The sequence below is a fragment of the Kitasatospora sp. NPDC048715 genome, from assembly GCF_043198905.1.
Taxonomy (GTDB): Bacteria; Actinomycetota; Actinomycetes; order Streptomycetales; family Streptomycetaceae; genus Kitasatospora; species Kitasatospora lactacystinica.
In genome coordinates, this window is sequence record NZ_JBICVH010000001.1 from 791,028 (window position 1) to 803,705 (window position 12,678).

Genomic DNA, 12,678 nt, shown 5'->3' on the forward strand with positions numbered 1-12,678 from the left:
GGGAGCGGGCAGAATGCGGACCGGACCTGTCAGGGACTGGCAGGCGGCGAGGGAAGGTGTGAGGGATGTCGGAGGCCAGCAACTCGGTGCCGGCCGGTGGCGGCGCGGCCGGCCGCGCCGCCGGGGCGGCGCAACTGCGGGCGCTCGCGTCCAAGTACGCGCTGCTGCCCCTGCGGCTCTTCCTCGGCGTCACCTTCGTCTACGCCGCGCTCGACAAGCTCTCCGACGCCCACTTCCTGGCCGGGGCGGGCGACCCGGCGTCCTTCGTCTCGCAGACCCGGGCCGCCAAGGCGGGCGGCAGCCCGATCTCCTTCCTGCTCGGCCCCGCCCTGGACCACCCGACCCTGTTCGCGCTCGCCGTCGCCTTCGGCGAGCTGGCGGTGGGCCTGGGCACCCTGCTCGGCCTCTGGGGCCGGGCCGCCGCGCTCGGCGGCGCGCTGCTCAGCCTCAGCCTGTGGCTGACCGTCAGCTGGAGCGTCTCGCCGTACTACCTCGGCAACGACCTGGCCTACCTGATGGCCTGGACGCCGCTGCTGCTGGCCGGCACCCCGTACCTGTCGGTGGACGGCTACCTGGCCCGCCGGGCCGGACGGGACCGCGCGCGCGGGCTGGGCGAGGACCACGTCAAGCGCCGGGCCCTGGTGGACGGCGGGATCGCGGCCGTCGCGATCGGCGGGGCCGGGCTGCTCACCGGCTCGCTGACCCGGACCTTCGGCCGGGACAGGTCGGCCGCGCCCGAGCCGTCGGCGGCCCCGGTCTCCGCCGTCCCGTCCGCCGCGGCCCCGGCCTCCGGCGCCCCGGCGACGGCGCCCACGGTGCCCGCCGCGAGCGTGCCGGTCGGCGGATCGGCCCAGGTCAAGGACCCGGCCACCGGGGACGCCGTCTACATCGTCCAGCCCAAGGCCGGCCAGTACTGCGCCTTCTCCGCGGTGTGCACCCACTCCGGCTGCGCCGTGGACGCGCCGAAGAACGGCCAGCTGTACTGCCCCTGCCACGGCTCCCGGTTCGACGCCGCGACCGGTGCGGTGGTCAACGGGCCGGCGGTCAAGCCGCTGCCCAAGTACGCCGTCAGCAAGGACGGGGACCGGCTGGCCCTGGGCCCGCAGCAGAGCTGAGGGCCCGGAGCCGGTCAGGGGCGGCGCGGGACGTCCGGGGGCCTGCCCCGGCCGCTCACTCCTCGCGGTCGGGCCGGCCGCGCCGGGCCACCGCCGCGACCGCGCCGGCCAGGCCGCCGACACCGAGCACGATGAAGGTGACCGGGATGACGATCCGCCCGTTCACCGACTGGTCGTTGAGCGCCGCGACCAGGTAGAGCACCGCGAGTACGGTGAACAGCGCGCCCGCGATCAGCGAGAACAGGTCGAGCCGGTGCTTCCTCACTGCTGGACCACCTTGATGTTGCCGAGCCCGATTCCGAGTTCGAGATTGAGGGTCCCCTTGGCCGGCTGCCCGTTGGCAGGGCCGATCAGGTAGGTGTGCCGCCCGGTGCCGTCGCTCCGCTCACCCGGGACGGTGACGTTGCCCAGGCCGATCCGGGTCACCAGGTTCACCGTGATGTCGTCCGGCACGGTGACCGTCATGTCGCCGGTTCCGAGGTCGACCTTGGTGGCGAGGGTGGCCCCCGCCGGGTCGAGCGCGGAGAGGTCGAGCCTGATCTGCCCGGCGCCCAGGTTGTACCGGTCGCGCAGGTCGGTCGCCGAGGCGACGGTCCAGTCGCGATCGCCGACGGCGTTGCGCACGGAGTCCGGCGAGTGGCCGACGAAGGCCAGCGCCAGGGTGAGCAGCAGGCCGGTCACCGCCAGCCGGCGGGCCCGGCCGAACTTCGCGCCGACCAGCAGCGTCAGGCCCACCACCAGCAGCGCGGCGGCCAGCACCGTCGCACCCAGCACGGTGGGGTCGTGGTGGTCGGCGGAGGCGGCCCAGACCGCGGCGCCCGCGCCGATCGCCAGCAGGAAGCCGAAGAAGCCGAGCGCCGAGCGCTCCCGGGGGCGCCGTACGGCGGCGGGCGCGGGGCGTCGCCCGGGGTGCTCCTTGCGCAGCGGGTCGCCCTGCGGCAGGTCGGCGCGCTGCCACCAGGGCCGGGCCGGGCCACCGGCCGGCGGCACCGGGGTGCCGAAGGGCGGGGTCGGAGTGCCGAAGGGCGGGGTCGGGGTGGCCGAGGAGCCGCCCCCGTACGGATTGCGCTCGGGGTGGCGGGGGTCCCACAGGTAGCCGCCGGCGCCGGGGGCCGGGCTGTCGGCGGGGCCCTTTCCGGCGGCCCGGGCGGACTCGTCCTGCTCCGGCCGCGGCCAGCGGTAGGCCCCGGCGCTCCCGGCGCCCGCCGCGCCGCCGGTGACCCCGGTGCCCTCGGTGCCCTCGGACCCGTCGGACCCCGGGAAGTGGCGGTCGTACGGCCCGCCGCCGCGGCGGTCGCGCCCCCGGCCGCGGCCCCGGCGGCGCTCCGGGTCGTAGCGCACCGCCAGGAAGACCAGGGCGGCGAGCAGCAGCAGCGGGAACATCTGGTCCCCGTCGCCCATCGAGGAGAAGAACACCCCGGTGCCGATCACGGTCAGCAGCACCGCGCCGACCGACTGGCCGTCCACCCGCCCGGTGAGCACCCGCTGGAGCTCGGTGCGCCCGCCGCGGCCCTTGGACTCGTCGTCGGTCGGGACGATCAGCCAGGCCAGGCCGTACAGGAACAGCCCGAGGCCGCCGGAGAGGCAGAGCACCACCGTGACGATCCGGAAGACCACCGGGTCGATGTCCAGGTGCCGGCCGAGGCCGCCGCAGACGCCGGCCACCACGCGGTGGTGCTCGGCCCGGGTCAGTGGCGGGCGGTCCGGTTCCGGCGGGGCGGCGGGCCCGGCCTCCTCGATGCGGGGGTCCTCGGTCATGGGCACCATCCTTCCGGCAGGGGCGGGCCCGGCCCAACCGGGTCGATCCCTGTCCGTACCCTGACTTGTCCCTGATACGCGATGGGGACACACCCTGATGCGCCCGTGGGCGCGCGCGTGGAACCATCGGTGCCGTGGCAGCCCCCGGTACCGATCCCCGACCCACCGCCCCCGACGCCGCGTCGTCGGCCGGCGCCGACCCGAGCGCGCCCGACGACGGGAGGCCGCCCTACCGGCGGCTCTACCGCAGCCCGCAGGGACGGATGCTCGGCGGCGTCGCGCACGGCCTGGCGGTGCACCTCGGGCTGCCGGTGCGGTGGGTGCGGATCGCCTTCGTCGTGCTGTTCTTCGCGCAGGGGATCGGCGCCCTGCTGTACGCCGCGTTCTGGTTCGTGGTGCCGATCGGCATCGGCGAGCCCTCGCAGCGCGGCGGCGCCCAGTGGGTGTACGTCAACGGGGTGTTCGTCCCGGCCTCGCCCGGGGTGCAGGGCGGCCTGCTGAGCAAGGGCGGCCAGGCCGGCGGCTGGGTGGCCCGGATGCGCCGGCTGCTCCAGCACACCCTGCAGGGCGAGCCGGTGGGCGCCCCCGCGGAGGGGGAGGAGGCGGCGCCGGCCGGCAAGGCCGGGCAGGGCGGCCTGGGCCAGCTCGCCGCCCTGGTGATGACGGTGATCGGCCTGATCGCCCTGCTCAACGTGCTCGGCCTGCAGACCGCCAAGCCGTACACCTGGCCGCTGCTGGCGATCGGCGTCGGCGTGGCGCTGGTCTGGCGGCAGGCCGACGACTCGCGCTGGCAGCGCTGGTTCGGCATCGAGGAGGGCGAGAAGCGGCGCGGCGCCTACACCCGGGTCGGCGCCGGCGTGCTGCTCGCGGTGGCCGGCACCATCGCGCTGCTCGCCATGCAGGGCAGCGGTTCCACGCTCGGCTCGGTGGTCGAGGCCTCGCTCGCGGTGCTGGCCGGCGTGCTGGTGCTGCTGGGCCCGTACGGACTGCGGCTCTGGCAGGACCTCGGGGCCGAGCGCACGGCCCGCATCCGCGCCCAGGAGCGGGCCGAGATCGCCGCGCACATCCACGACTCCGTGCTGCACACCCTGACCCTGATCCAGCGCCGGGCCGAGGACCCCAAGGAGGTGCTGCGGCTGGCCCGCTCGCAGGAGCGCGAGCTGCGGCTGTGGCTGTACCGCCCGGAGGCCGCCGCCGAGGCCGCACCGGACACCATGGCGGAGAGCCTGCGGGCCGCCGTCGCCGAGGTCGAGGACCGGCACGGCGTCCCGGTGGAGCTGGTGATCGTCGGCGACTGCCCGATGGACGAGAGGATCGCGGCACAGATGCAGGCCGCGAGGGAGGCGACCGTCAACGCGGCCAAGTACGGTGGCGGGGGACCGGTCCAGGTCTACGCCGAGGTGGAGGGGAGGACGGTGTCGGTGTTCGTCCGCGACCACGGCCCCGGCTTCGACCCCGACACGGTGCCCGAGGACCGGATGGGCGTACGGGAGTCGATCATCGGCCGGATGAAGCGCAACGGCGGCACCGCTCGGGTGCGGCCGGCTGCGGGCGGCGGCACCGAGGTCGAGTTGGAGATGGAGAGAGCGGATGACTGAGGCAGCTCCGGAGCGTTCTGCGCGGGTCGTGCTGGTGGACGACCACCGGATGTTCCGGACGGGGGTCAGGGCCGAGATCGGCCGCACCGAGGTGACCGGCATCGACGTGGTCGGCGAGGCCGACGACGTGGACTCGGCGGTCCGCGTGGTCGCCGAGACCAGGCCGGACGTGGTGCTGCTCGACGTCCACCTGCCGGGCGGCGGCGGCGTCGAGGTGCTGCGCCGCTCGGCCGGGGTGATGGGCGAGGGGTCGGGAGGCGCGGCGCGCGGCGGCTCGGACAAGAGCGGTGGCGAGCGACGGGAGGGCGTGAAGTTCCTGGCGCTGTCGGTGTCGGACGCCGCCGACGACGTCATCGGCGTCATCCGCGGCGGTGCGCGCGGCTACGTCACCAAGACCATCACCGGCGCCGACCTGGTGAACGCGATCTTCCGGATCGCCGACGGCGACGCGGTGTTCTCGCCCCGGCTGGCCGGCTTCGTGCTGGACGCCTTCGCCGCCACCGACACCCCGCCGGTGGACGAGGACCTGGACCGGCTCACCCAGCGCGAGCGGGAGGTCCTGCGGCTGATCGCCCGCGGCTACGCCTACAAGGAGATCGCCAAGCAGCTCTTCATCTCGGTGAAGACGGTCGAGAGCCACGTCTCCGCGGTGCTGCGCAAGCTCCAGCTGAGCAACCGCCACGAGCTGACCCGCTGGGCCACCGCCCGCCGTCTGGTCTGAGGCTCTGAGGCTCTGAGGGGCTGGGGCGTCCGGCGCCCCCGAAGGCCGGTGCGGGCCCGTCCGACCGGCCCGCACCGGCCCGCACCGGGCCCGGTCGCCCGGGGCGGGCGGGCTTGTCGGTGGGTGGCCATAGACTCGATGTGCCATGAGTAGCCTCTTTGACGACCTTCCGCTCCCCGGTTTCGAGGCACCCGCCGCCGGGTCGAAGCAGCCCGCAGCTCCCCTCGACGAGGAGCCCCCGCCGTACGACGACGACGTTCCGTACGACGCGTACGAGGAGGCCATCCCGGACGGGCTGTTCCGGACCGACCACTCCGCCGAGGCGGAGCGGGACGCCTGGTACCGCAACGGCGCCGCGCGGACGGTGGTGGACCCGGCGCAGCTGCTGGAGGGGATGAACGACCCGCAGCGCGAGGCGGTGCTGCACGCGGGCTCGCCGCTGCTGATCGTGGCCGGCGCCGGCTCGGGCAAGACCCGGGTGCTGACCCACCGGATCGCCCACCTGCTGGGCGCCCGCGGGGTGCAGCCGGGGGAGATCCTGGCGATCACCTTCACCAACAAGGCGGCCGGCGAGATGCGCGAGCGCGTCGAGGCGCTGGTCGGCCCGCGCGCCCGGGCGATGTGGGTCTCCACCTTCCACAGCGCCTGCGTGCGCATCCTGCGCCGCGAGTCCAAGCAGCTGGGCTTCACCTCCAGCTTCTCGATCTACGACTCGGCGGACTCGCAGCGGCTGATGTCGCTGGTCTGCCGGGACCTCGACCTGGACCCGAAGCAGTTCCCGCCGAAGTCCTTCACGGCGAAGGTCAGCAACCTCAAGAACGAGCTGATCGACGAGGAGACCTTCGCCGACCAGGCCGCCAACCCGATGGAGAAGAAGCTCGCCGAGGCGTACGCGCTCTACCAGCGGCGGCTGCGCGAGGCCAACGCGCTGGACTTCGACGACATCATCATGACGACGGTGAACCTGCTGCAGGCCTTCCCCGACGTCGCCGAGCACTACCGGCGCCGGTTCCGGCACATCCTGGTCGACGAGTACCAGGACACCAACCACGCCCAGTACATGCTGGTCAGGGAGCTGAGCGGGGGCTCCGTCGCGGCCGCGCCCAGGCGCACCGCGGACGGCGACCTCGTGAACCCGGCGGCGGGGCGGCTCGCCGAGGTGCCGCCGGCCGAGCTGTGCGTGGTCGGTGACGCGGACCAGTCGATCTACGCCTTCCGCGGCGCGACCATCCGCAACATCCTCCAGTTCGAGGAGGACTACCCGAACGCGACCACGATCCTGCTGGAGCAGAACTACCGCTCCACCCAGACCATCCTGAGCGCCGCCAACGCCGTCATCGAGCGCAACGCCAACCGCCGCGAGAAGAAGCTGTGGACGGCCGGCGAGCACGGCGAGAAGGTCATCGGCTACGTCGCGGACGACGAGCACGGCGAGGCCCAGTTCATCGCCGACGAGATCGACCGGCTCACCGACAAGGGCGAGGCCAAGCCCGGCGACGTCGCGATCTTCTACCGGACCAACGCCCAGTCCCGCGTGTTCGAGGAGGTGTTCATCCGGGTCGGCCTGCCGTACAAGGTGGTCGGCGGGGTGCGCTTCTACGAGCGCAAGGAGGTCCGGGACGTCCTGGCGTACCTGCGGGTGCTCTCCAACCCGGAGGACACCGTGCCGCTGCGCCGGATCCTCAACGTGCCCAAGCGCGGCATCGGCGAGCGGGCCGAGGCGATGATCGACGCGCTGGCCGCGCGGGAGCGGATCTCCTTCGCCCGGGCGCTGGTCCGGGTCGACGAGGCCTACGGGATGGCCGCGCGCTCGGCCAACGCCGTCAAGAAGTTCAACACCCTGATGGCCGGGCTGCGCCAGGTCGTCGAGTCGGGCGCGGGCCCGGCGGCGGTGCTGGAGGCCGTCCTGGAGGAGACCGGCTACCTGGCCGAGCTCCAGGCGTCGACCGATCCGCAGGACGAGACCCGGGTGGAGAACCTCCAGGAGCTCGCCTCCGTCGCCCTGGAGTACGAGCAGGACCCGGGCGAGCGGCCGGAGGGCGACGCCGAGGGCACGCCGCCGGTCGGCTCGCTGGCCGACTTCCTGGAGCGGGTCGCGCTGGTCGCCGACTCCGACCAGATCCCGGACGACGACGAGAACGGGCAGGGCGTCATCACGATGATGACCCTGCACACCGCCAAGGGCCTGGAGTTCCCGGTGGTCTTCCTGACCGGCATGGAGGACGGGATCTTCCCGCACATGCGGGCGCTCAACCAGGTCAAGGAGCTGGAGGAGGAGCGCCGGCTCGCGTACGTCGGGCTCACCCGGGCCCGCGAGCGGCTGTACCTGACCCGCTCGGTGCTGCGCAGCGCCTGGGGGCAGCCGGCCTACAACCCGGCCTCGCGGTTCCTGGAGGAGATCCCGGAGACGCTGGTGGAGTGGAAGCGCACCGGGGCGGCGCAGGCGCCGGTCCAGCGCGGCTTCTCCTCCGGCTCGTCCTGGGGCAGGTCCTCGTCCGGGGGCGGCGGTTCGCGGTCCTCGTCGACGGCGGCCGCGCCGAAGGCGGGCTGGGGGCAGTCGGCCCGGCGCGGCGGCCGGACGGCGGAGCGCGAGGCCGTCTCGCTCGCGGTCGGCGACCGGGTCACCCACGACAGCTTCGGGCTGGGCACGGTGATGGCCGTCACGGGTGCCGGCGACCGGGCGCAGGCCACCGTCGACTTCGGTGCCGAGGGCCGCAAGCAGCTGCTGCTGCGCTACGCGCCCGTCGAGAAGCTGTAGGGCGGCTCAGCGCGGGTCCAGCCCGTTCGCGAGGAACCAGGGCAGCGGGTCGATCGGTCCGCTGCCCTGCGGCCGGATCTCGAAGTGCAGGTGCGGGCCGGTGCTGTTGCCGCTGGTGCCGACGAAGGCGATCACGTCGCCCTGCTTCACCGGGCCCTTGCGCACCTTGTACGCCCGCAGGTGGCAGTACCAGGCCTCGGTGCCGTCGGGCATCTTGAGGATCGTCATGTAGCCGTAGAACGGGTTCCACTGGGTGCGCAGGGTGCCGTCGGTCACGGCGTAGACCTCGGAGCCGCCGTCCACCGGGAAGTCGATGCCGGTGTGCCGGTTGGCCCAGTGGGTACCGGCCTCGCCGAACTGTTCGCCGAGACCGTGCCGGGCGACCGGCATGACCACCTTGGGCCCGACCGGCTCGGGCGCCGGCTCGGCGGTGGGCTGCGCGGTGGGGGCCTCGGTGGGCTGGGCGCCGGCCAGCGGCAGGCGGGCGTCGCCGCGCGAGGCCTGGGTCGGCGCGCCGGCCGCGACCGCCTGGGCCGCCGCCTGAGCGGCGGTGGTGTCCGGGGCGTTGTCGACCGCGGTCCGCGGCACCTGTCCGGCGGCCTGGGCGCGCTGCTGGTCGGCCTCCCCCTGCACCGTGATCGCCGCCGCCGCGGCCACCCCGAGCGCGGCCACCGACGGCAGCGCGACCCGCAGCAGCGCCGTCCGGGTGGCCGCCCTGGCGGCGCCGCGGCGCTGGGCACGGGACTGCTCGCGGGCGGCGAGGCGCAGCTCCGCGCGGGTCGGACGGGCGGCTGCATCGGGAGCCATCGGGGGCTGCCTCCTCGGTGGGCCTCGGACGTCGTCGGGCGGGGGAAGACAGCCGTGACTGTAGCTCCCTGGCCGACGCCCCGGAAAAACCTCCGGATGTCAAGGGGGCGGCCGGGGGGTCTGTGCGGAGGTTGCGGGGAGGAGGGGTAGGCCCGCCGGTGGCAAGGCCCGGAGCTGTGACTTTGCCCTCCTCTTGGGAGGTGGCACGGTCAACCGTGCCGGGTGGCGCTAACCTCCCCTCAGGTTGGTTATTGACCGTTAACCGCGCCGGCGGCCCACGAGGCCCGGTCGGATGGTGGACGACGACGTCCAGGAGGCAGTCATGAGTGTGTCGGGGCCGATCCGTGTGGTGGTCGCCAAGCCCGGGCTCGACGGTCACGACCGTGGTGCCAAGGTCATCGCGCGCGCCCTGCGCGACGCCGGTATGGAGGTCATCTACACCGGACTGCACCAGACGCCCGAGCAGGTCGTCGACACCGCGATCCAGGAGGACGCGGACGGCATCGGGCTGTCCATCCTCTCCGGCGCCCACATGACGCTGTGCGCGCGGGTCCTGGAGCTGCTGAAGGAGCGCGACGCGGAGGACATCAAGGTCTTCTGCGGGGGGATCATCCCGGACGAGGACATCGCCGAGCTCAAGGCGATGGGTGTCGCGGACATCTTCACCCCGGGCACGCCGACCCGCGACGTGGTCGCCTGGGTCGAGTCGAACCTGCGGGCCGGCTGAACCACCGCGCGTCGAGCGGGCCGCCCCTCCCCGGGGCCGGCCCGCTCCGCCGTTCCGGGGCCCGGAAAGCCCCGGAAAGCCCCGGGCCGGCCCGTCGGCCCCGTCGGCCCCGGCTCAGCCCGCCAGCTCCGCGAGCATCGCCGCCCGGAAGCGCAGGGTGCCGGCCAGCCGGGCGAAGGTCTCGGACCACGCGGAGTCCGGGGCGGCCCCGGCGGCCAGCTCCTCCACCGCGGCGGCCGTCTCCGGGGCGAGCGCGCGCTCCGTCATCCCGAGCACCCCGCTGTGGCTCCACGGGTACGCCCCGGAGGCCGCCGCCCGGGCCAGGGCGGTCACCACGGCGGTGGACAGCGGCGGCGTCCACGGGGTGGCGCAGGCGCCGAGCAGCTGGAAGGCCTCGCCCAGCCCGTGCGCCGTGATGAACGCCGCCGTCCAGACGGCCCGCTCCTCCGGCGGGAGGACGGCCAGCAGCTTGGCCGGGGCGCCGGTGGCGCGCGCCGCGCGGGCCCGCGCACCGCGCCCGGACGGGGCCGGGCCGAGCAGCGCCCGCGCCCAGTCGGCGTCCTGCTGGCGGACGGCGGCCCGCGCCCAGGCCTCCCGCAGGTCGTCGGCCCAGCTGCTGCTGGTCTCGTCGATGCTGTCGCCGACCCGCAGGGCGAGCAGCTGCTCGGGCGTCAGCCCGGTGCTCTCCGGCCAGAGCGACAGCGGCGCGGCGGCCACCACCTCGCCGAACCACCAGGCCCGTTCGCCGCGCCCGGTGGGCGACTTGGGCGCGATCCCGTCGCGCTGCATCTGCGCGTCGCACTCGGCGGGCGGGGTGACCAGCAGATGCGTGCCGGTGCCGGCGAGCCGGACGGCGGCCCGCGCCCGCTCGGCCATCCGGCGGGCCAGGGCCGAGCCGGGCAGGGTGGAGAGCAGTTCGGCGGCGGTGGCCCGGACGTTCTTGCTGCGGTCGCCGAGGGCGGCCTCCAGGAACGGTTCGTCGGCGGGGGAGAGGCCGTCCTGGAGGGCGTCCAGGAAGAGCAGGCGGTCCTCGGCGCGCTCGGTGGACCAGGTGCCGCGCAGCAGTTCCAGGCCGGCCGCCGGATCGCGGCGGCGCAGCAGCGTGAGGTGGGTGACCCGCTCGGCGAACAGGCCCTCGTGCCAGAGCCGGTCGTCCGTCGGCTGCTGCGGCAGGTCGGGGGCGGTGGTGCGCAGCACGAACCGCCAGTCGGGGTTCTGCTCGGCCAGCCAGCGGCCCGGCGGACCGGCCAGGGCCACGGCGTCGGGGCGCAGTTCGCTGCGGGCGCGGGCGGCGTCGAGCAGGCCGGGTATCAGCGCGGCGGGCGGGCGCAGGCCCCGGGCCCGGGCGGTGGTGAGCCACTGCGGCAGCAGCTCGGCCAGGTTGGCCAGGGTGCCGCCGCCGCTGCCGGCCCGCCCCGAGAGCAGGACGGCCAGCCGGCGGGCGGCCGGCTCGGGCAGCTCCGGGCGGGTGTCCTCGGCCGCGGGCGGCCCGGGCGGCCCGGCGGCCGGTACGGGCAGCGCTCCGGCCCGGCGGCGGACGGCGGCCAGCGCGGCCAGCTCCAGCAGGGCGGTGGCCGGATCGCCCCGGTCCACGGCGTCGGCGAGCGGCAGGGCGGTGGCCGGGAGCGGGCGGCGGTCGGTGCCGAGCAGGGCGCTGGTGTGCAGGGTCTCCCACGGGTCCTGGGTGATCGTCATGCCGGGTTCTCCTGGGGAGTGTCTGGGGCGTGTCTAAGCGTTGGTGAGGCCGACCGGGGGTCGGCCGGCGGCCCAGGCCGTGACCGGGGCGAAGCCCTGGTGGCCGTACTCGCCGAAGACCGTCAGCGGGCGGCCGGTGGAGACGGCGGCCAGCCGCCACAGGGCCGTCTCCGGGACGGTCGAGGCGCGGACCGGCACGGTGTGGTGGCCGTCCGTCAGGAACCAGCCGTCCGGGGTGCGGACCGGGACGACGTCGCCGAGCACCGTCGGCCGGCTCTCCAGCCACGGGTCGTCGGCGACGGCGGTGCCGTAGCCGGCCACCGCCTCGGCGACGGTGAGCCCGGCGGGCGGTTCGGCGGGGCCCGGCTCGGGGGCGCCGTAGCGCTCGCCGAGGGTGGCGCGCAGCGGGTGGGCGCCCGGGTGGTAGGCGAGGTCGGCCTCCACCAGGCGGCCGGTGGGCAGGGCGAGGGCGGGGGCCTGGCCGGTGCGGCCGAAGGAGAGCAGCAGCGCCGGGCGGCCGGTCTTGGCGCCGCGCAGCCAGATCCGGCGGGTGATGAGCCGCTCGTCCGAGGTGTCGCGGCTGCCGAGTACCAGCCAGCGGTCGCGGACGGTCGGGCCGGCCAGCACCTCGTTGCTCTCCACGGTGTAGCCGACCCGGGTGCGGACGGTGGCGGCCAGCTCGGCGGGCAGTTCGTCCAGCCGGGTGGCGGCGGTGGCGAGCAGGTGCAGCATCGCGTACTCCTCCAGCAGCCGCTCCTGCGGCAGCGCGTCCAGTTCGCGGACCCGGGCGGCCAGGCCGGGGGCCTGTGCGTCGACCATCCGGGCGGCGACCTCCTCCCAGGGCCCGGCGGTGGACCGGTCGGCGAGGCCGTGCCGGACCCGGTCGGCCAGCCGCAGCCGCAGTTCGGCCGCGCCGGCCGCGACCCGGGCGCCGCGCCGCTCGGCCCGGCGCCGGGCGCCCTCCGGATCGACGACCTGCTCCTTCACGCGCTTCTCGGCGCGCTCCTGGCGGGACGTGAGCCACTCGGCCACCCAGTCGGCGGGTTCCCCGGCCGGGACGGCCTGCGGGGTGCCGCTCCACAGCAGGAGGAGCCCGAGCGCGTGCTTGCACGGGAACTTCCGGCTGGGGCAGCTGCACTGGTAGGCGGGCGTGGCGAGTTCGATCGCGGTGCGGTACGGCGTGCGGCCGCTGCCCTTGCACTCGCCCCACAGCGCGGTGCCGTCGGTGCCGGTGCCGGACCACGGCGCGGGCGCGGACAGCTTGCCCGCGGCCTTCTGCGAGGCGGCGTCAGGTGCCAGGGACAGGACGTGTTCGGTGCTCCAGCGTTCCTCCATGCGACCGACCGTAGGCGGCGGCACTGACATCGGCTGACGGTCCGTCCGGGGCCCCGCCGGGTTGTCAGTGGCTCGGTGCAGGGTTGGTTCCACAGGCCGGGACGCCGACCTGGCTCCCCCCGATCACCCTTGCGCCCGGGGCACCCGTGTGCCCGGCGGCAGAC

At 75.3% G+C, this 12,678-nt stretch carries 10 protein-coding genes and 1 pseudogene; 6 read left to right on the plus strand and 5 right to left on the minus strand.

Annotation, left to right across the window (positions count from 1 at the left end):
- Positions 1-65: 65 nt before the first annotated feature.
- A pseudogene (locus tag ACGFSC_RS03690) lies at positions 66-599 on the plus strand (DoxX family membrane protein); the annotation flags it as partial.
- A gap of 231 nt (positions 600-830) precedes the next feature.
- Positions 831-1,115, plus strand: coding sequence for a Rieske (2Fe-2S) protein (locus ACGFSC_RS03695; protein ID WP_359911290.1), 285 nt, complete (start codon positions 831-833; stop codon positions 1,113-1,115).
- A gap of 55 nt (positions 1,116-1,170) precedes the next feature.
- Here the strand turns inward: ACGFSC_RS03695 and ACGFSC_RS03700 are convergent, their stop codons facing one another.
- Together ACGFSC_RS03700 and ACGFSC_RS03705 are read right to left on the minus strand one after the other, a co-directional pair.
- Positions 1,171-1,380, minus strand: a complete 210-nt coding sequence (locus ACGFSC_RS03700) for a hypothetical protein (RefSeq protein ID WP_359911252.1) — start codon at positions 1,378-1,380, stop codon at positions 1,171-1,173.
- Positions 1,377-2,873, minus strand: a complete 1,497-nt coding sequence (locus ACGFSC_RS03705; protein ID WP_359911255.1) for a PspC domain-containing protein — start codon at positions 2,871-2,873, stop codon at positions 1,377-1,379. The genes ACGFSC_RS03700 and ACGFSC_RS03705 overlap by 4 nt, the downstream gene beginning before the upstream one ends.
- A gap of 263 nt (positions 2,874-3,136) precedes the next feature.
- On the opposite strand from ACGFSC_RS03705, the gene ACGFSC_RS03710 reads away from it, so the two are divergent.
- From ACGFSC_RS03710 to pcrA, 3 genes are all read left to right on the plus strand, one after another.
- Entirely contained in the window at positions 3,137-4,471 is a 1,335-nt protein-coding gene (locus ACGFSC_RS03710; RefSeq protein WP_380355709.1) for a PspC domain-containing protein, read from the plus strand.
- Entirely contained in the window at positions 4,464-5,192 is a 729-nt protein-coding gene (locus ACGFSC_RS03715) for a response regulator transcription factor (RefSeq protein ID WP_359911261.1), read from the plus strand. Before ACGFSC_RS03710 ends, ACGFSC_RS03715 begins: the two co-directional genes overlap by 8 nt.
- Positions 5,193-5,337: 145 nt before the next feature.
- Positions 5,338-7,950, plus strand: a complete 2,613-nt coding sequence (pcrA, locus tag ACGFSC_RS03720; protein ID WP_359911264.1) for a DNA helicase PcrA — start codon at positions 5,338-5,340, stop codon at positions 7,948-7,950.
- A gap of 6 nt (positions 7,951-7,956) precedes the next feature.
- On the opposite strand, the gene ACGFSC_RS03725 is transcribed toward pcrA, so the two are convergent.
- Positions 7,957-8,757, minus strand: a complete 801-nt coding sequence (locus ACGFSC_RS03725) for a M23 family metallopeptidase (protein WP_359911267.1) — start codon at positions 8,755-8,757, stop codon at positions 7,957-7,959.
- Positions 8,758-9,079: 322 nt separating this feature from the next.
- On the opposite strand from ACGFSC_RS03725, the gene ACGFSC_RS03730 reads away from it, so the two are divergent.
- Entirely contained in the window at positions 9,080-9,484 is a 405-nt protein-coding gene (locus ACGFSC_RS03730) for a cobalamin B12-binding domain-containing protein (RefSeq protein ID WP_224285525.1), read from the plus strand.
- 114 nt (positions 9,485-9,598) lie between these two features.
- Here the strand turns inward: ACGFSC_RS03730 and ACGFSC_RS03735 are convergent, their stop codons facing one another.
- Both ACGFSC_RS03735 and ACGFSC_RS03740 read right to left on the minus strand, forming a co-directional pair.
- Complete coding sequence (locus tag ACGFSC_RS03735) at positions 9,599-11,179, minus strand: DUF5691 domain-containing protein (protein WP_359911270.1); 1,581 nt, start codon at positions 11,177-11,179, stop codon at positions 9,599-9,601.
- Positions 11,180-11,212: 33 nt separating this feature from the next.
- On the minus strand, positions 11,213-12,514 hold the full coding sequence (locus tag ACGFSC_RS03740; RefSeq protein ID WP_359911273.1) for an SWIM zinc finger family protein: 1,302 nt from the start codon (positions 12,512-12,514) through the stop codon (positions 11,213-11,215).
- Positions 12,515-12,678 lie beyond the last annotated feature (164 nt).